This is a genomic window from Candidatus Omnitrophota bacterium, assembly GCA_028716245.1.
In the GTDB taxonomy this organism is placed as follows: Bacteria; Omnitrophota; Gorgyraeia; order Gygaellales; family Profunditerraquicolaceae; genus UBA6249.
Genome location: JAQUQW010000002.1, coordinates 145206 through 162943 on the forward strand (window position 1 = coordinate 145206; position 17738 = coordinate 162943).

The window sequence follows — 17738 nt, forward strand, 5'->3', positions numbered from 1 at the left end:
TTGCGGGTCCTGTCTTGAACTGTTTCTCGGCCGCCTGGAGCGTCCTCGAATCCAGTTCAAGCCACCCGCAAATAAATGACTATGAAATTTTCTCCATTGTTTTGGCCGATACAATTAAAGGGCAATATAATTTACATTCTGGATGAAACTAAATTGCCGCAAAGATTGGTTTATCTAAAGGCCAAAAATTACTTAGAAGCATGCCGGGCAATCAAGCAGATGAAAACCCGCGCCGTGGGCCAGGTGCTCTTGGTAATGTATACCTTTTTTTTAAGTAAACGGCAGAACAAAAATTTAGCCAAAGTTGCCAAAGCCATCAATGCCACCCGGCCGACATTATCATTTAGATTTTTAACTGATATGGTTTTAGGCTGGCAAAATTGCGGCGCGCCGCTTGAGAAAAGTATTTTAGGTTTTTTGGGAATGCTTAAAGCCAAGCGTATCGAACAAGCCAGGGAGATGGCTAAATTGCTTAAAGACGGCGATGTAGTCCTTACGCACTGTAATATCAGCGGCCTAATGCCATTAATCGCCGAGTTTGCCAAAGAACAGGGTAAGAGAACAAGTTTTTATGTCACCGAAACCCGTCCGTATTTGCAAGGGTCGCGCCTTACCGCCTGGGAGATCCAGCGCGCGGGCTTTGAGGTAACCATCATTACCGATAATATGGTGGCGTATTTATTATCTTTAGGTAAAGTGACCAAAGTTATCGTCGGAGCAGACCATTTAACCTTAAACGGAGATATCGCCAATAAGATCGGCACTTATCAGATCGCGGTAGTTGCCAAATATTTCAAGATTCCTTTTTATGTAATCTGCCCGCCGGCATCGAAATTAAAAAGCGGAAAAGAAATTAAAATTGAGATCCGCCCGGATAATGAATTAAAGATTTATCAGGGGCTGCATTTGGCGCCCAAAGAGGTTAAAGCGTATTATCCGGCCTTTGACGTTACGCCGGCAAAATTAATTACCCGGCATATTCATTTGGGGGTTTAAATGCCAGAGCAGGAATTAAAGCTGGAAATTATCCAGGTAGGTAAGCGGCTTTATGCTGCCGGCCTGGCCGTAGCCAAGTCCGGAAATTTAAGCGCGCGGCTTGACAGCGAGAATATCCTAATTACCGCCACCGGAACAGCCTTGGGCCAGTTAAAAGAAAGCGATATCGTTAAGGTAAATTTAATTGCCGGTAAATCCGCGCCAGGGCCAAACCCAAGCTCCGAACTGCCCTTACACGGTTTAGTCTATAAAAATTTTCCGGTAAAAGTTGTAATTCATTGCCATCCTCCTTTAATTAACGGATATTTCACGGTTGCCAAGGCGCTCAAAGCGATGAGCTTTGAAACTAAATTTTATCTCGGAGATATTCCGGTAATCCCCCAGGAAACACCGACGGTTACTGACCCCGCACCGGTTATCGCGGCTTTAAAAACAAATGATTTGGTTATCCTTAAGAATCACGGGACAGTGGCGATTGCCGATAATTTCGAAGAGGCCCTTAATATTACCGAGGCATTAGAGGAAGCAGTTAAAAGCGCCGCGGTTGCCCGCCTGTTTGATAAAAACATCCTGGATGATTTAGACCTGGCTTTAAAAGATGATTTAAAGCGCAATGACCCGGCCTATCCTATGTTTAGCCGTCCGCATATCCAGGCAATCGTGGATTTAGTCAATAAAGATGAGTTCATCACGCAAAAGGGAAAAGAGCTGGGCCTGACGGTGCAGCTGGCGATTAAGCTTGATGACACTAATGAGGTTTTTAAATTTAGTTTTGAGCAGGGTAAAATTGTAAAACTGGATACTGACAGCCAGGCTCCTTTTATTATTTCCGCGCCCGGGCCGGTATGGGAACAGGTATTTTTAGGCAAACTCGATTCATTTGTGGCGGTTACCCAAGGCAAAATGAAATTAAGCGGCCAATTAGGCCAGCTTTCCAAATGGTATGTCCCGTTTAACCGGCTTTTTGCTTTATTCCGGGAGGTAAAAATCAAATGAATTTAAAATGCCCGCTTTATATAAACGGACAATTTATCGAAACCGCGGAAAAGCAGAATATCCTCAATCCCTCTACCGGTAAGGTGATTGCTGAAGCCTGCCTTGCTTCATCAAAAGAGGTGGAACTGGCTATATCCAGCGCCCGGGAAGCCTTTGATCATGGGCCATGGCCGCATCTTTCTTTAGGCGAGCGCAAGGAATTTATTTCAAAGATCGCCCGGGGAATTCTAGATAATGCCGGAGAGCTTGCCCAGTTGGAGATGCAGAATACCGGCAAGCCGATCAAAGAAACTACTTTTATGGATATCCCCTCTAGCGCCAAAACCTTTGAGTTTATGGCTGACAATTTTGCCGCCTATCTTCACAATGAAAAGGTCAATATTCCTGAAGATGCTCGGGCCAAGATAGTTTCTGAACCTATAGGGGTGGTGGTTTTGATTGTACCTTGGAACTATCCGCTATTAATCGCCTGTTGGAAACTGGCTTCCGCCTTGGCTGCCGGCAATACGGTTATTTTAAAGCCTTCCAGCCTTACTCCGCTTACTGCCTTGGAACTTGCAAAGATTATTCATCAGGCCGGTTTTCCCGCCGGAGTAATAAACGTGATTAACGCAACCGGCGCAAAAATCGGGGAGCAGCTTTGCGCGGATAAACGCGTGGATATGGTTTCATTTACCGGCAGCAATGAAATAGGCAAACAGATCCTGCAGTATTCTTCCAAAAACGTGAAGAAATTGATTATGGAGCTTGGCGGTAAATCCGCCAACTTGATATTTAATGATGTGGACTTGGATGTGGCGGTGAATAGTTCCCTTACCTCTATTTTTTTAAACCAGGGGCAGATGTGCACGGCGATGTCCCGGATCTTTGTGCAAGAAGGTATTTATGATAATTTTCTGGCCAGCTTTATCGAGAAAGCCAAACGCATAAAATTGGGTTTAGCCGATAATTTTGAAACCCAAATGGGCCCTTTAATTACCGACGCGCAGCGCAAAAAAGTCATTGCTTACATTGACAAGGCAAAAGCCGAAGGAGGCCAGGTTTTGTGCGGCGGGAAAATCCCGGAAAGCGCGGAATTGAAAAACGGCTATTTCTTTGAGCCCACGGTTTTAGCCGACATCGGGGCACACTTGCATATAGCTAAGGAAGAGGCTTTTGGCCCGGTAGTTTTGGTCCATAAATTTTCCGGTCCGGATGAGGCGGTGGCTTTAGCCAATAGCGTGGATTTTGGTTTGGCTGCCTGTATTTGGAGCAAAGATTTATCTCTGGCGCAGGATTTGGCTAAAAAAATAAATGCCGGCACGATTTGGATCAATACTTACGGTATGTTTTATAACCAGCTTCCTTACGGCGGATTTAAGCAGAGCGGCTTTGGCAAGGAACTGGGGCGGCAGGGATTTTTGGAATATACCCGTTTAAAAAATATAATTATCGACCAGTCCCAGGCAGGTAAGCCCCTGGTTAATTATTGGTACGGATTCTAATGAATGCAGCTAATCTCCTAGAGCAGCGCGCAAAAGAATACGGGCAGAAAACGGCAGTTATTTTCCGCCAGGAGGAGATTTCATTCGCCCAGTTAAAGGACAGGGTATTTTCTCTAAGCGCCAGCCTGCTTAAATTGGGTGTAAAGCCGCGGGATTCAGTCGCGATCTATCTTCCCAGCTGGCCGGAATATATTGTCAGTTATCTGGCGATCTGGTCCATCGGCGCCTGCAGTGTGCCTTTGGATTTTATGCTTACCGAGGAGGAAATAACTTCCTGCCTGGAACACTGCCAAGCAAAAATTTTAATTACCAAACATAAAGCCAATATCGCATTTAGGAATTTAAAGGCCAAACTTCCTTTATTGAAGGATATTATCTTCTGCCAATCCGAGGATAAAGAGGGTTTAAGTTTCGAAAAATTACTGGAACAGCCGGCCAAAGACGGCCCCGGAATAGAAATCAATGAAAAAGATCCGGCCATAATTTTTTATACTTCAGGCACTACCGGTAAACCCAAGGGCGTCTTAATTAACTACGCGCAATTAGATGCTCCGCCAAAATCTATGGCCTTTTTTGTCAATTCGGATTTAAGCGCCAAAGATACCGCGCTTTGCGCCTTGCCGTTTTCACATTTAGGCGGGTTGATTTATATCCAGAATATGCTTTCTTTCGGTTTGTCCATTGTTTTAATGGAGCGTTTTATGCCGTTAGATTTTTTGAAAAATGTGCAGAATTATAACATTAATTTTTTCTGGATCGTCCCTTCGATGTATTACGCGCTCTTGCAATTAAAAGAATTTGAGACCTTTGACTTGTCTAGCCTGCGCTGGATTGTTACTTTCGGCGCTTCCAATTCTCCGGATGCTTTACGCCGGTTTCATCAGTTTTGCCCCAAGGCCTATCTTTTAAACGGCTGGGGCCTGACTGAAACCAATGCCCCTACCGTTGTGCTGCCGATGGGTTCGGAAAATATCGAAAGTGTTGGCCGTCCCGCGCCTTGGATTGAGGTCAAAGTATTTTCAGAGAGCGGCCAGGAGCTGCCCGCCGGCCAGATCGGCGAAGTAGCGGTAAAGAGCTGGGTAGTTACCGACGGATATTTTAAAGACGCCAAATTAACCCAGGAAACTATCCGCAACGGCTGGTTTTACACCGGAGACTTAGGTAGGTTTGATGCCCAGGGTTTTCTTTATATCGTCGGCAGAAAAAAAGAGATGATCAAAGTCGGGGGCGAGATTGTTTTTGAGCCGGAGGTGGAAGCAAGCTTACAGAAACATCCGGATATCGCCGAGGCCGCGGTAATCGGAGTGGCCGATAAACTAAGAGGAGAGGTACCCAAGGCATTTTTGGTGGCCAAAGAAGGCAAAAAAGTTTTCGAAGAAGATTTACGTTATTTCTTGCGCCAGCATTTAGCGCATTTTAAGATTCCGCATTATTTCGAATTTCGCGCTTCACTTCCTAAGAACCGCACCGGTAAAATTGACAAGGAACGATTAAGAAATGGTTCCTTGTCATCCCCGCAAAGCGGGGACCTAAAGAAATAGATTCCCGTTTTCACGGGAATGACTAAAGATCATGCAAGATATTAAGGAATTAGGTTTAAAAGAGCTGGAAGACAAATTACTCTCCTGGGGCCTGCCCAAATACCACGCCAAACAAATATTCAGCTGGATTTATCAAAAAGGAGCTTTTGATTTTAACAGTATGAGTAATTTGCCGCTGGCTTTAAGGAAAAAGTTAGCCGGTGAATTTTATATCCTGGGCTTGGCGCTTGCGGATATGCAGGTCTCTGGCGACGGAACAACTAAATTTCTTTTTGAATTGGCAGATAAGAACCTGATTGAAGCCGTGAATATCCCGGCGGCCAGACGGGTTACCGGCTGCGTCTCCTCGCAGGTAGGCTGCAAATTTTCCTGCCAATTTTGTGCCAGTGGCTTAAAAGGGTTTAAGCGGAACCTAACCGTCGGTGAAATTCTGGATGAAGCGCTTTATTTAAAAAATAATACCCAGCAAGCTGAACTGACGCATATCGTATTTATGGGTACCGGAGAGCCGCTGGACAATTACGAGAATGTGATTAAATCCATCCGCTTGATTAATTCCCCGGATGCCTTGAATATCGGCGCCCGGCGGATTACCATCTCAACTAGCGGGATTATCCCGGGAATAGAGAGGCTGGCAGGCGAGGGTTTACAGATCGAGCTTTCCATATCTTTGCATGCGGCTGATGATAAAACCCGCAGTCAGCTTATGCCGGTGAATAAAAAATATCCCTTGGCGGATTTAATCAAATGCTGCCATGATTATACCGCTAAGACTAACCGGCAGATTACTTTTGAGTATATTTTAATCAAAGGGCTTAATTCTAATTTAGCTTCAGCGCAAAACCTGGTTAAGCTTTTAAAAGATTTAAGATTAGCCAAGGTAAACCTGATTCCGGTAAATCCGCTTGCGGAGTTGAAAATTTTTTCTCCGTTAAAAGAGGAGATTGAAGCTTTTAAAGAATGTTTGTTTAAAAGCGGGATTAATGTTACATTAAGGCAGGAGCGCGGGCAGGATATCCAGGCGGCCTGCGGACAGCTGAGGTTAAGGTATGAACAGAAATAAATTACCGGCAATCTTGATTATTCTGAGCATTGTTTTCTCCGGTTGCCTGAAATATGAAATTAAAAATTCCGGGGCCAAAGGCCAGAATATTATCTGTTTCGGAGACAGCCTTACCTTTGGTTATGGCGCCTCAGCCGGGGAGGATTACCCGGCAGCGCTGGCAAAATTAGTAAAACTTCCGGTGATTAATGCCGGCGGAGACGGAGATACTACATTTATTGCTTTAGAGCGTTTAGATAATGATGTCCTGGCCAAAAACCCGCGCCTGGTGATTGTGGAGTTTTGCGGGAACGATTTTCTTAAAAAAATACCCAAAGAGGATACGGTTAAGAACTTAAGCAAGATTATTGACCGCATCCAGGAGAAAGGGGCGATGGTTGCCTTGGTGGATATCAGTTCCGGGATGTTTTTCCAGGAATACCGCCGGGTTTTTAAAAAGCTGGCGCTTGAGAAAAGAGCGATATTTATCCCGGTAGTTTTAAGTAAAATTATTACTAATCCTTCGATGAAAAGCGATTTTTTCCATCCCAACGCCCGCGGATACAGGATTATTGCCAGGCGGGTATATCAAGCAGTCTCTCCTTATATTAAATAATTGGAACTTCCCCTTGACAATAAATAAAAAGCCTGGTATTATTGAAATCGATTTTCAATAACTTAATTGTTCAGATTGCTTAGAAAATATGAAAAGAGAGATTGAAATATTAGATGACTTTATTCGAGATAAAGGGTTAAGGCGCACTCCCCAAAGAGAGGCAATATTAAGGGTGTTCTTGTCGGTAGAAAGACATCTATCCATAGATGAATTATATAAGATTGTCAAAAGAAAAGATTCTAAAATAGGGTATGTTACCGTGTATAGGACGATGAAGGTGCTGGAAGAGGCAGGACTTTGTAATGAGATAGATTTTGGAGATGGCATATCCAGGTTTGAACATCAATATGGGCATGGACATCATGACCACCTTGTTTGTTTGAAATGCGGCAGTTATATCGAAGTAATAAATCCGGAAATTGAGAAGCTTCAAGATGAGTTGGCAAGGGAAAACAGGTTTGTCCCCTTAAAACACAAGTTACAGATATTTGGAACATGTAAGAAGTGTTTGGGTTAAGTTAAGTTTTTTCGATTAACAACTGAAAGTAATTTTCAATAATATAGAAAGCTACATGTTAAAGACAAAAATATTCTGTTTGGGGGTATTAATCTTTGTTTTAACTATTTTTCAGAATAGCTATGCTGACAGAAGAGCCTATGTCTGGACCTATGAATATCAGACTATGCCTAAGGGGAAATGGGAGCTCGAGTATTATTTTACTTCTATCATCCCGAAACTCGATAAGCCAGATATAAATACTCTAGGATAGCAAGTAGAGGTGGAGTATGGTATTACCAGCAACTGGGATGTGGCAATGTATCAGATGTATAAGATTGATAATAAAGAATCTGAAACTGATTCAAAATACGATGGTTTTAAGATTCGTAGCCGCTACAAGTTCGGCAAAAAAGAAAAGTTTATAGTTGATCCTTTACTATATTTAGGATATATCCGTGATCCTGATTTTCATAAGCCGAATGTAATCGAAGGTAAACTTATTTTAGCTAAGGATCTCGGTGATTTCAATATAAGCTATAATCAAATCTTTGAAAGGAATCTGGAGCGAAGAGGCAAAACTGAATCAGAATATGCTGTTGGCGTAAGCTATAGAGCCATGCAGGGACTAAGGTTAGGCGTAGAGTCTAAGGGAAGCTATAACAAGCGTGAAACTGCCATCGGGCCTATCGTATCATTATCGGCGAAGGAATTATTTATTACCTTGGGGGTTGCCTGGGGGACAAATAGAAGAACAGATGATTTGCAGACAAGAATGATTGTGGGGATGCATTTCTGAGGCGAGAAGCCAAATGTTATTGAGGGATAATGGTATTTATTAAGAAGTTATTCAATAGGTGTAAGCCGCCTGACTCTTGTTGTGCAAGAAATGAAGTAGTTTTCGGGACAGGTTTAAGCAAGATTGCTATTGTCGGCAGCCCCAATGTCGGCAAGTCTATGCTTTTTAACTGCCTTACAGGAACTTATGTGGCGGTATCCAATTACCCGGGGACCACAGTTGAGGTTTCCCGTGGCAGGACTAAGATAGGCGACCTGGAGTTTGAGGTGATTGACACACCCGGTATGTACTCACTCTTACCGATCAGCGAAGAAGAGAGGGTTGCCAGGACATTATTGCTGGAGGAAAAGCCAAATATAGTCATACATATCGTTGATGCTAAAAATTTAGAAAGAATGCTGCCGCTCACCTTGCAGTTAATTGAAGCAAAACTTCCGGTTATACTGGTCCTGAATATCATCGATGAAGCAGAAGAAATAGGCATGAAGATAAACCTGGGATATTTGGAAAGAGATTTGAAGATTCCCGTAGTGGCCACTGTTTCAACAACCGGAAGAGGAATCGATGTTTTGAAAGGGAGGATTGAAGAGTATGCCCGAAGAGCTTGAAAATAGAGGGGATATCTTGGAAATATCCCTTGAAACAATAGAAGGTTTATTAAAGGAAGATTATGGTATCTCTAGGCGTTCTATCGGGCTCTTATTGTTACAGGAAGACGAAGAAATTACTGCCCAAGTAAAATCCCGGGAACCGGAAAATTATAAACTTATTGTTGAAATCATAAACCATAGCAAAGAGCATTATCATGAACCGCTTTCTTATATTATTTCCTTGCGCAGGCAAGAGGAAACAAATGATATTTTAAGCCGGGCCTTACAATATCAACCGGCTACAGGTTTATCGTTTAAAGAAAAGCTAAGCAGGATAATGATAAATCCGCTTACGGGTATACCAATTTTGTTGGTGATACTTTATTATGGTTTATACAAATTTGTAGGAAAGTTCGGCGCCGGCGTGCTGGTTGATTTCATTGAAAAAAATATCTTTGAGAAGAGTATTAATCCCTGGATAACACACATATTTGTTTCTTTTCTCCCCTGGCAGCGGTTTCGCGAGCTTTTTGTGGGAGAATATGGGATGATTACTTTAGGGGTGCGCTATGCGGTGGCCCTGATTTTCCCTATCGTTACCACCTTTTTTATCGCTTTTGCGATTATTGAGGATACGGGTTATTTACCCCGGCTGGCCTTGCTCATAGATAGGCTGTTTAAAAAAATAGGCTTAACCGGGAGGGCGGTTATTCCTATGGTGCTTGGATTAGGATGTTCTACGATGGCAACCATGGTTACCCGTACTCTCCCTACAAAAAGAGAAAGGATTATCGCCACTATCCTGCTGGCTTTGGCCATTCCCTGTTCAGCTCAGTTAGGGGTGATTCTTTCTTTACTCCACGGAACCTCCAAAGGGCTATTGATTTGGGCCGGGGTGGTAAGTTTAGTCTTTCTTTTTATAGGGTTCCTTTCTTCTAAGATATTACCAGGTGATTCACCGTCGTTTTATATGGAAGTTCCGCCGCTGCGGTTACCAAAATTATTCAATGTGTTTATTAAAACTTACAGCCGGGTTAAATGGTATTTTGCCGAGATATTTCCCATGTTTATATTGGCAAGCATTATAATCTGGATCGGCCAGCTTACCGGGCTATTCGTTATTTTCACCAGAGTATTAGAGTATCCCGTGCGTTGGATAGGTTTGCCGGATAAAACAGCGGTTGCTTTTTTATTCGGGTTTTTTAGGAGAGATTACGGAGCCGGCGGGCTCTACGATATTAAGAAAGCCGGTTTGTTTTCTACAAATCAGCTGGTTGTGGCTTGCGTTACCTTAACTTTATTTCTTCCCTGTATTGCCCAGTTTCTGATGAATGCCAAGGAGAGAGGGTGGAAAACAGGAATTGCCATATCGGTATTTATACTCTTCTTTTCTTTTTTTGTAGGTTTTCTTCTCAATTCAATATTCAATATTTCAGGAGTTCATTTATGAAGTGCAGCCTTTGCGGGTTTGTATTTAAAGAAGATCAGGCTCAAGCGGCTTGTGGAAATTGCCCGTTAATAAAAGGGTGCAAACTGATTAGGTGCCCAAAGTGCGGATTTGAAACTCCGCCTGAACCAAAATGGGGAAAATACCTTAAGAAAGGGGGAGGGTTTGTAATGACTGATTTAAATGTTAACCAAAGCGGCAGGATTTGCAGGATTAATACATGCGACCATAAGAAATTGAATAAAATTATGGCCATGGGCGTTTTACCCGGAATGACTATCACTTTGATCCAGAAATTTCCTTCCTACGTTTTCCAGATTGGCCAATCCCAATTTGCAATAGATAAAAGATTAGCCGAATGCATTTTTGTCGAGTAGATGTTTATAGGCAGGCAGATGGAAAGCTTGATGCTCTTCTTCTGAAGAATACCCAAAAGGCAATTTGTCAAATATCGTACTGCCTTTCAGATTACTACAGGTAAAATTGTTTAGATTCGGCGGCGAGGAAAAAAGTTAAGCTTGAGGTGTTTTATTTAAGAAACTGCTCAGCAATCTTTCTTTTACGATTTAAGCAAGGTAGGTTGGGTTTGTAGTAGAGCCAGGATAGAAGTTTTAAAGAATCATTTTTAGCAAAACGAAGTTGCCAAATAGGAAATTCTCTATTTATTTTAAGATAGTGAGTTAATGACCTTTCTACATTCAATGTTTCTTTTATTTTTCCCCTAATCCAGCTAATTTGGTTAAAATTAGTTGAGATAAATTTAGTATATAATCTATGGTAGGTATATCTTTTCCCTTTATATTTCATGTATTTATCGGTATAAGTAAAAACAGAACCATCACCATCAAGATGCCCACGCAAGAAATCAACGAAATATTGATCTGGAATATCTAATTTACCCATTAACATTGTTTTCTTGGGCAGCAACCCAATTTTTTGCAACCATTGGTAAAATTTTATATTTCCAAAATTTATTCTATAAGTGAGTTTCTTTCCAAATCCGCTTGGAGGCGTGACCATTGTTTTATTTTTGATACCAAGACACTCTTTGAAGGTATTTGCTAACTGCTGGTCAGTTGTGGTGAAGAGGATGTGCCTTTTGTCTTTTGATAGGTTTCCATCAGTCGCTATAAGGCCGATAGCGTACGCTAAATTTGAATTCCATTCGTGGTTAATATTTTGTCTCATTAAAAAAGTACCGGGAGAGGGACTTGAACCCACATGAGCTTGCGCTCGGCAGCTTTTGAGGCTGCTGCGTCTGCCATTTCGCCATCCCGGCATATATTTTTAAGTTGACGCTAAGCATTTTATATTCTAAAATAGCAAAGGTCAATACATAAATTTTGGGGCTGTAGCTCAGCTGGGAGAGCACTTGCATGGCATGCAAGGGGTCAGGAGTTCGATCCTCCTCAGCTCCACCAACTTTTTACAAAGGGCGGATAATCTCCGTCCTTTGTTTTATAAGCTATTGACGCTCATTTTAGGAGGGGGTATAATCTAAGCATTATGATTCTAGGCGCGCATATTTCCGGGGCAGGAAAGATTTACCAGACACTGGATATCGCTCACGATTTAAAATGCGATACCATGCAGATCTTCAGCCGTTCCCCGCAGTCCTGGCGTAACGGCGCTCAAATTGCCCCTGAAGATATCGAGGAATTTATCGCCCGGCGCAAGAAATATAAAATTAACCCGGTTTTTATCCATATATCTTACCTGATTAATTTGGCTTCTCCTGATGCGCGCCTCTACCACGGTTCGATCCAGGCTTATATTGAGGATATTCAGGAGGCGGATAAATTAGGCGTTGATTATATTGTTACGCATATGGGCAGCCATAAGGAGACCTCCGAGGATGCCGGAATTAAGCGGTTGATTGAAGCGCTAAATAAAATAATCGAGAAGACCAAAGATTCTAAAGTCGGAATATTATTGGAAAATACTTCCGGCAGCGGATCCTGGCTGGGCTACAGGTTTTATCATCAACATAAAATTATCAAAGGCATCAAAGAAAAATCCCGCGTAGGTTTATGTCTGGATACCGCCCATGCTTATTTAGCCGGATATAACCTGGCTACCAAAGAAGGCCTTGAAAAAATGATCGATGAGATTGATGAGATGGTTGGGACAAAATTGATTAAACTCATCCACCTTAATGACGCAGCAGGAGAATTGGGTTGCCACCATGACCGCCACGACCATATCGGACAGGGCCACATTGGCCTGGCCGGGATGAAAAGAATTATCAATCATCCTAAATTAAAGAATATCCCGATGATTTTAGAAACACCCAAAAGCACTGAAGACAGCGATAAGAAAAACTTGGCTTTGGTAAGAAAACTGGGGCGTAAATAAAATGCATTATAATTTTAAAAAGATCGAAGAAAAATGGCAAAAAAAATGGCAGCAAGCTTATGCCTTCCGCGCGCAAGCCGATCCTAAACGTAAAAAATATTATCTGCTGGAAATGTTTCCCTACCCCAGCGGTAAAATTCACATGGGCCATGTGCGTAATTACACTATCGGCGATGTTGCCAGCCGTTTTAAAAGTTTAGAGGGTTATAACGTAATGCACCCGATGGGCTTTGATGCTTTTGGCCAGCCGGCGGAGAACGCGGCGATAAAAAACAAAACCAAGCCTGGCGACTGGACGCGTAAATGTATCAAGGAGATGGAAACAGAATTAAAGAAAATGGGTTTTTCCTACGATTGGGAGCGGGAAGTTTCCACCTGCCAAAGCGATTATTATAAATGGAACCAGTGGATTTTCCTCAAGATGCTTGAACGCGGCCTGGCTTATAGGAAGGCTTCACAAGTTAACTGGTGCCCCAGCTGCGCCACAACTTTAGCGAATGAAGAAGTGATCGAAGGCGAGTGCTGGCGCTGCCAGACAAAAGTAGAGCAAAAAGATTTAGAGCAATGGTATTTAAAGATTACCGGATATAAAGAAAGATTATTGGAGGATTTAAACCAGCTTAAAAATTGGCCGGCGCGGGTTTTGGCAATGCAGAATAACTGGATCGGCAAAAGCAGCGGCGTGGATATTTATTTTCGCCTGGAAAATAGCGATAAATTGATTTCGGTTTTTACTACCCGGGTGGATACTATTTTTGGGGCAACTTACATTGTCCTGGCTCCGGAGCACCCTTTAGTTTTAGATTTAATTAAGGGCAAACCTCAGGAAAAAGAGGCTTTAGAGTTTATCAAAAAGGTTGCCAGCGAAAGTAAAATAGTGCGCGCCGCATCCGACGTTAAAAAAGAAGGGGTTTTTACCGGAAGCTTCGCGATTAATCCGGTAAATAATGAAAAGGTCCCGGTTTGGATTGCCGATTATGTTTTAATGGAATATGGAACAGGGGCGATTATGGCTGTGCCCACGCATGATCAGCGGGATTTTCTTTTTGCCAAAGAGCATAAGCTGCCAATGCGCATTGTCATTTCGCCTGAAGATAATTCTCTAAAATCCGCGGAAGTATTAACCCGGGCATATGAAGGCGATGGCATTCAGGTGAATTCCGGAGAATTTGACGGGTTAAACAATCAGGAGGCCAAGACAAAAATTGCCCAATGGATGGAGGCTAAGGGCATCGGTAAAATACAAACCCATTGGCGCCTGCGTGACTGGTTGATTTCCCGCCAGCGTTATTGGGGCACTCCCATACCGGTGATTTATTGCCCGGCTTGCGGCATTGTCCCGGTTCCTTTTAAAGATTTGCCCGTTGAGCTGCCGGCTGATGCGCCTTTTACCGGAGAAGGCGGAAGCCCTTTAGGCAAGGTTAAGCAATTTGTAGAAGTAAAATGTCCTAAGTGTAAAGGAAAAGCTCGCCGGGAAACCGATACCATGGCTACTTTTTTTGACTCCTCCTGGTATTTCTTAAGGTTCTGCTCGTCTAAATTTAACGCGGCGCCGTTTGATGTAAATGAAGCCAAATACTGGATGGCCGTTGATCAGTATATCGGAGGTATTGAGCATGCGATCCTGCATTTGTTGTATTCGCGGTTTTTTACTAAATTTTTCCAGGATTTAAAGATGATTGATTTCAGTGAGCCGTTTGATAAGCTGCTCACTCAGGGGATGGTTTTAAAAGACGGCGAAGTTATGTCAAAGTCCAGGGGTAATATCGTTGATCCGGATTCGATGATTAAGAATTACGGCGCCGATGCCCTGCGCCTGTTTATCTTATTTGCCGCTCCGCCGGAGACGGAGTTGGAGTGGGAGGAGCGCGGGTTAGAAGGAGCGTATAAATTTTTAAACCGTGTCTGGCGGATCCAGGAAAATTTAAAGGGTAACGCTGATCCGCAGGTATTAAAAGCCCTGCACAAGACAATAAAAAAAGTAGGCGCGGATTTTAGCGAATTTAAGTTTAACACCGCCATTGCCGGTTTGATGGAGCTAACCAACATTATTTATCAATTAGGCGCAGATAAGCAGGTATTTTCCAGCCTTGTCATTATGCTTAGCCCGATTGTCCCGCATTTTTCCGAAGAGCTTTGGCAGATTTTAGGCAACAAGGAAAGTATATTTAAAACCAGCTGGCCTAAATATGATCCTCAGTTGCTGGTTGAAGAAAATGTGGAGTTGGTAATTCAGGTTAACGGTAAAGTACGCAGTAAAATCGAAGTTGCCCGCGGTATGTCCGAAGATAAACTTAAAGAATTGGTGCTTAAAGATGAAAAATTAATTCCCTGGCTGGAAGGCAAAACCCCGAAGAAATTCATCATTGTCCCGCAAAAACTCGTCAATATCGTAATTTAATAAGGGGGACAATAAGGGGGACGTCCTCTTAGGGGACACCCTTTTATTAAAATAATTGTTAGAAGCGGCCTCTTTTTACGTCAATTAAAGTAAAAGGAGGATTTTTTATGCCAAGAAAAGCGCGAAGGTTGATTGACGGGGGACATTACCATGTTGTAACCAGGGGTATTGACTGCAGAAAATTGTTTAGAGATAAAGCGGATAATCAGTATTTTTTAAACATCATATCTGCTAATCTGCCAAAATTCAAAATTTCAATTTTTCATTATTGTCTTATGGTAAACCACATCCATCTATTGATTAAAGCTATAAGAGCAGCGGATCTGCCAAAGTTTATGCAGGCAGTTCTACAAGGATACGCTCATTATTTCAGAAAGAAATATCTTTCGGTAGGATTTGTTTTCCAGAATCGATATAAAAGTCGGTTAATTGATAATGATACATATCTCTTGGAATGCGGTCGATATATCGAAAGGAATCCTTTGAGATCAAAAACAGTGCTAGAGCTTTCCAGGTATCATTGGAGCAGTTATCTGCTATATGCAACAGGTGAACAAAATGGCATAGTTAGAGTATTGGATCCTTTATATTTAGATTTAGCCAGTACAGACGAGAAACGCAGGGAGGCGTATGTTAATTATGTCTTACAGGGGCGGCCGTATGAAGATATTTTAGATAAGGAATTTCATATTAAATAGAGTGTCCCTTTTTAGGACGTCCCCTTTATTCTTCTAAAACATCCTTAATATCAAAAAGTAGCCTTTGGTAATCGATGGGTTTTTCGACATAGACGGTGATCCCGCTTTTGGCGGCGATATGCTTGTCAATTTCTTCATGTTTTAAGGAGGTGGCGATGATCGGGGTATCGATAAATTCCGGCAGGCTTTTTATGTCCTGAGCAACTTTAAAACCGCTTTCATCCGGCAGGACCAGATCAAGGAGTATGCAGTCAGGTTTCTCCGCCTTAACTTTTTCTACGCCTTCCTGACCACTGTAGGCAGTCACTACCCGGTAACCTGCTTTAAGCAGCTTTTCCTTACTTTCCTTGACGATGTTATAATCATCGTCAATAATCAGGATCTTCTTAGGCATAGATAAATTATACACTAAAAAACCTATGATTACAATTAGATAAGACCCTGTTTCCCGATTGACTGGGAAACAGGGTCTTATAAATAGTTAGATTATGGGGTTTTGTGCGTCTATTAAAACGAGGAGGGTTGGCCATGTTTAATTTTACCCCGGAAGAAAAAAAGGTAATTTTGTTTATTTTAGGCCTGGCGTTTTGCGGGTTAGCGTTAAGTAATTTAGCCAAAGCCGGCTGCCGCGTAGAGAAAATGGTCTATCCGCAAGTCCAATTAGCCAGGATAAACCTTAACCAAGTAACTTTGGCAGAGTTAATCCGGTTTAAATGCGTCTCGGGAAAATTGGCTCAAGCCATCGTAGAGTACCGTAATTTACATAAAGAGTTTGCTAGTTTAGAAGAACTAAAAGAAATTAAAGGGATAGGGGAGAAGCGTTACGAGAAGCTAAAGGAGATATTTTTTGTTGAATGAAAACTCCGTTTGTAGCGCTAACCGTATTTTATTGCTTAGGAATTATTTTAGCCGAATTTATACCGGCTAACTTTTGGCTGATTATGGCAGTAGGAGCAATTATCTTTTTTGCGGCAAGCTTATCGAAGGCAAAAAATTATATATTTTTGGTTTTGCTATCATTTTTAGTGCTGTTTTTGGGAATTCTAAGCTTAAAGAATTCTTATCGATTACCTAAATGCCATATTAGTAATTTTGTTTACTACAAGAATAATTCTTTTTATAGCTTAAGCGGATCTATCGATAGCCAGCCAGTATTAAACAATAATCGGCTTTGGTTTAGTTTTCGCACACAAGAAATCCAGGTTAATAAATTAAAGTGGCATTGTTGCGGCCAGGTTCTGGTTAAAATTGATTTTCCACAAGAATTAAATTATGGAGATAACTTAACGCTGTTGGGGAATTTAACCCGCCCGTATAATTTTAACAGTACCAGACAGGGGTATAAAGATTTTTTGGCGCGTCAGGGTATTCATTTAATCATGCGTATAAAGGATCCCCGGCAAATTATCCGCCGGAGCGGCTTTGGCGGATCCCGATTAATTGGCGCTTCATTTTGGCTGCGCTCTAAGATGGAAGAGGTGGTTAACCACAATCTTCCGGATTTACCGGCAAGCATACTTTCGGCGATGATTTTAGGCCAAAGGCGCAATATTCCCTGGGTAGTAAATGATTCGATGATTAAATCCGGCACGGTGCATATTTTAGTTGTCAGCGGTTTTAACGTTGGCATTGTCGCTTTTAGCATTAACCTATTGTTAAAAATTTTGCGGATTGCGCGTAAGGGGCGGATTATTTTGACAATAATCTGCCTGCTCGCCTATTGCTTAATCACCGGCTCAAGCAATCCGGTTATCCGCGCTACGGTTATGGGGATAGTTTTTTTAGCGGCGTATCTCTTAAAAAGAGATCCGGATATATATAATTCTTTGGCTGGTGCTGCGTTATTTATTTTAATAATCAATCCCCGGCAATTGTTTGATGTTGGTTTTCAATTATCTTTTATTAGCGTACTGGCAATTGTTTACCTTTACCCCAGACTAAAAGCTTTAACTCATTTAGAGAATTACAAAAATAAAGTATGGAAATTTATCGGTGAGGGGTTTTTGGTTTCATTTTCTGCCTGGTTGGGCACACTATGGATTATTGTTTTTAATTTCAGGATTATTGCCCCGGTAACAATTTTGGCCAATATTTTGATTGTTCCCCTGGCTACCGTAATTACTTTATGCGGGTTTACCCTGGTTCTCTCCGGCCTGATTTATCCGCACCTGGCCAGCCTCTTTAGCGCTCCCGCCTCAGCGTTGATTACCCTGCTTTTAAATATAAATTGCGCGGTAATCCGGCTGCCACTAGCTTATTTTTACCTTTGACAAAGCC

The 17738-nt window shown here is 42.2% G+C and carries 19 protein-coding genes and 2 tRNA genes; 18 read left to right on the top strand and 3 right to left on the bottom strand.

The genetic code is table 11. The annotated features are described in order from the left end of the window. Positions 1-81: 81 nt before the first annotated feature. From PHG87_04185 to PHG87_04240, 12 genes are all read left to right on the top strand, one after another. Positions 82-996, top strand: a complete 915-nt coding sequence (locus PHG87_04185) for an S-methyl-5-thioribose-1-phosphate isomerase (GenBank protein ID MDD5477387.1) — start codon at positions 82-84, stop codon at positions 994-996. Further along, complete coding sequence (locus tag PHG87_04190; protein MDD5477388.1) at positions 997-1992, top strand: class II aldolase/adducin family protein; 996 nt, start codon at positions 997-999, stop codon at positions 1990-1992. Further along, positions 1989-3476 carry an aldehyde dehydrogenase family protein gene (locus tag PHG87_04195; protein MDD5477389.1) on the top strand — a complete coding sequence of 496 codons (1488 nt, stop codon included), beginning with the start codon at positions 1989-1991 and terminating at the stop codon, positions 3474-3476. The genes PHG87_04190 and PHG87_04195 overlap by 4 nt, the downstream gene beginning before the upstream one ends. Further along, on the top strand, positions 3476-5017 hold the full coding sequence (locus PHG87_04200; protein ID MDD5477390.1) for an AMP-binding protein: 1542 nt from the start codon (positions 3476-3478) through the stop codon (positions 5015-5017). The genes PHG87_04195 and PHG87_04200 overlap by 1 nt, the downstream gene beginning before the upstream one ends. Before the next feature lie 31 nt (positions 5018-5048). Next, positions 5049-6080 (top strand): 23S rRNA (adenine(2503)-C(2))-methyltransferase RlmN, encoded by a 1032-nt coding sequence (gene rlmN, locus PHG87_04205; protein MDD5477391.1) that lies wholly within the window; start codon positions 5049-5051, stop codon positions 6078-6080. Beyond that, complete coding sequence (locus PHG87_04210; GenBank protein ID MDD5477392.1) at positions 6067-6675, top strand: GDSL-type esterase/lipase family protein; 609 nt, start codon at positions 6067-6069, stop codon at positions 6673-6675. The genes rlmN and PHG87_04210 overlap by 14 nt, the downstream gene beginning before the upstream one ends. 88 nt (positions 6676-6763) lie before the next feature. Continuing rightward, entirely contained in the window at positions 6764-7192 is a 429-nt protein-coding gene (locus PHG87_04215) for a transcriptional repressor (protein MDD5477393.1), read from the top strand. A 55-nt stretch (positions 7193-7247) separates the two neighbouring features. Next, positions 7248-7445 (top strand): hypothetical protein, encoded by a 198-nt coding sequence (locus PHG87_04220; GenBank protein ID MDD5477394.1) that lies wholly within the window; start codon positions 7248-7250, stop codon positions 7443-7445. A 54-nt stretch (positions 7446-7499) separates the two neighbouring features. Next, a complete protein-coding gene (locus tag PHG87_04225) occupies positions 7500-7970 on the top strand; it encodes a hypothetical protein (protein ID MDD5477395.1) in 471 nt (156 codons plus the stop codon). 29 nt (positions 7971-7999) lie between these two features. Continuing rightward, entirely contained in the window at positions 8000-8578 is a 579-nt protein-coding gene (locus tag PHG87_04230) for a FeoB small GTPase domain-containing protein (GenBank protein MDD5477396.1), read from the top strand. Then, positions 8562-10010, top strand: coding sequence for a ferrous iron transporter B (locus tag PHG87_04235; protein ID MDD5477397.1), 1449 nt, complete (start codon positions 8562-8564; stop codon positions 10008-10010). Before PHG87_04230 ends, PHG87_04235 begins: the two co-directional genes overlap by 17 nt. Next, a complete protein-coding gene (locus tag PHG87_04240) occupies positions 10007-10384 on the top strand; it encodes a FeoA domain-containing protein (protein MDD5477398.1) in 378 nt (125 codons plus the stop codon). The genes PHG87_04235 and PHG87_04240 overlap by 4 nt, the downstream gene beginning before the upstream one ends. Positions 10385-10535: 151 nt before the next feature. On the opposite strand, the gene PHG87_04245 is transcribed toward PHG87_04240, so the two are convergent. After that, positions 10536-11195, bottom strand: a complete 660-nt coding sequence (locus PHG87_04245) for an LAGLIDADG family homing endonuclease (GenBank protein ID MDD5477399.1) — start codon at positions 11193-11195, stop codon at positions 10536-10538. An 8-nt stretch (positions 11196-11203) separates the two neighbouring features. Continuing rightward, a tRNA-Leu gene (locus PHG87_04250) sits at positions 11204-11286 on the bottom strand. A 66-nt stretch (positions 11287-11352) separates the two neighbouring features. On the opposite strand from PHG87_04250, the gene PHG87_04255 reads away from it, so the two are divergent. The 4 genes from PHG87_04255 (at position 11353) to PHG87_04270 (ending at position 15461) form a co-directional block, all read left to right on the top strand. After that, positions 11353-11428: transfer RNA gene (locus PHG87_04255), tRNA-Ala, on the top strand. Positions 11429-11513: 85 nt separating this feature from the next. Beyond that, positions 11514-12362, top strand: coding sequence for a deoxyribonuclease IV (locus PHG87_04260; GenBank protein MDD5477400.1), 849 nt, complete (start codon positions 11514-11516; stop codon positions 12360-12362). Between the two features lies 1 nt (position 12363). Continuing rightward, the gene (gene leuS / locus PHG87_04265) at positions 12364-14763 is read left to right on the top strand and encodes a leucine--tRNA ligase (GenBank protein MDD5477401.1); all 2400 of its coding nucleotides are present in this window, start codon (positions 12364-12366) and stop codon (positions 14761-14763) included. 107 nt (positions 14764-14870) lie between these two features. Then, positions 14871-15461: a transposase gene (locus PHG87_04270; protein ID MDD5477402.1), complete on the top strand. Its 591-nt coding sequence runs from the start codon at positions 14871-14873 to the stop codon at positions 15459-15461. Between the two features lie 25 nt (positions 15462-15486). Here the strand turns inward: PHG87_04270 and PHG87_04275 are convergent, their stop codons facing one another. Continuing rightward, on the bottom strand, positions 15487-15855 hold the full coding sequence (locus PHG87_04275; protein MDD5477403.1) for a response regulator: 369 nt from the start codon (positions 15853-15855) through the stop codon (positions 15487-15489). Positions 15856-15989: 134 nt separating this feature from the next. On the opposite strand from PHG87_04275, the gene PHG87_04280 reads away from it, so the two are divergent. After that, positions 15990-16319, top strand: a complete 330-nt coding sequence (locus tag PHG87_04280; GenBank protein ID MDD5477404.1) for a helix-hairpin-helix domain-containing protein — start codon at positions 15990-15992, stop codon at positions 16317-16319. Continuing rightward, entirely contained in the window at positions 16316-17731 is a 1416-nt protein-coding gene (locus tag PHG87_04285; protein ID MDD5477405.1) for a ComEC/Rec2 family competence protein, read from the top strand. The genes PHG87_04280 and PHG87_04285 overlap by 4 nt, the downstream gene beginning before the upstream one ends. Positions 17732-17738: the final 7 nt, after the last annotated feature.

Bases quoted from the DNA above. Each gene is read 5' to 3' on its own strand.
- PHG87_04185 (MDD5477387.1), top strand. From the start codon at position 82: ATGAAATTTTCTCCATTGTTTTGGCCGATACAATTAAAGGGCAATATA.
- PHG87_04190 (MDD5477388.1), top strand. From the start codon at position 997: ATGCCAGAGCAGGAATTAAAGCTGGAAATTATCCAGGTAGGTAAGCGG.
- PHG87_04195 (MDD5477389.1), top strand. From the start codon at position 1,989: ATGAATTTAAAATGCCCGCTTTATATAAACGGACAATTTATCGAAACC.
- PHG87_04200 (MDD5477390.1), top strand. From the start codon at position 3,476: ATGAATGCAGCTAATCTCCTAGAGCAGCGCGCAAAAGAATACGGGCAG.
- rlmN (MDD5477391.1), top strand. From the start codon at position 5,049: ATGCAAGATATTAAGGAATTAGGTTTAAAAGAGCTGGAAGACAAATTA.
- PHG87_04210 (MDD5477392.1), top strand. From the start codon at position 6,067: ATGAACAGAAATAAATTACCGGCAATCTTGATTATTCTGAGCATTGTT.
- PHG87_04215 (MDD5477393.1), top strand. From the start codon at position 6,764: ATGAAAAGAGAGATTGAAATATTAGATGACTTTATTCGAGATAAAGGG.
- PHG87_04220 (MDD5477394.1), top strand. From the start codon at position 7,248: ATGTTAAAGACAAAAATATTCTGTTTGGGGGTATTAATCTTTGTTTTA.
- PHG87_04225 (MDD5477395.1), top strand. From the start codon at position 7,500: ATGTATAAGATTGATAATAAAGAATCTGAAACTGATTCAAAATACGAT.
- PHG87_04230 (MDD5477396.1), top strand. From the start codon at position 8,000: ATGGTATTTATTAAGAAGTTATTCAATAGGTGTAAGCCGCCTGACTCT.
- PHG87_04235 (MDD5477397.1), top strand. From the start codon at position 8,562: ATGCCCGAAGAGCTTGAAAATAGAGGGGATATCTTGGAAATATCCCTT.
- PHG87_04240 (MDD5477398.1), top strand. From the start codon at position 10,007: ATGAAGTGCAGCCTTTGCGGGTTTGTATTTAAAGAAGATCAGGCTCAA.
- PHG87_04245 (MDD5477399.1), bottom strand. From the start codon at position 11,195: ATGAGACAAAATATTAACCACGAATGGAATTCAAATTTAGCGTACGCT.
- PHG87_04260 (MDD5477400.1), top strand. From the start codon at position 11,514: ATGATTCTAGGCGCGCATATTTCCGGGGCAGGAAAGATTTACCAGACA.
- leuS (MDD5477401.1), top strand. From the start codon at position 12,364: ATGCATTATAATTTTAAAAAGATCGAAGAAAAATGGCAAAAAAAATGG.
- PHG87_04270 (MDD5477402.1), top strand. From the start codon at position 14,871: ATGCCAAGAAAAGCGCGAAGGTTGATTGACGGGGGACATTACCATGTT.
- PHG87_04275 (MDD5477403.1), bottom strand. From the start codon at position 15,855: ATGCCTAAGAAGATCCTGATTATTGACGATGATTATAACATCGTCAAG.
- PHG87_04280 (MDD5477404.1), top strand. From the start codon at position 15,990: ATGTTTAATTTTACCCCGGAAGAAAAAAAGGTAATTTTGTTTATTTTA.
- PHG87_04285 (MDD5477405.1), top strand. From the start codon at position 16,316: ATGAAAACTCCGTTTGTAGCGCTAACCGTATTTTATTGCTTAGGAATT.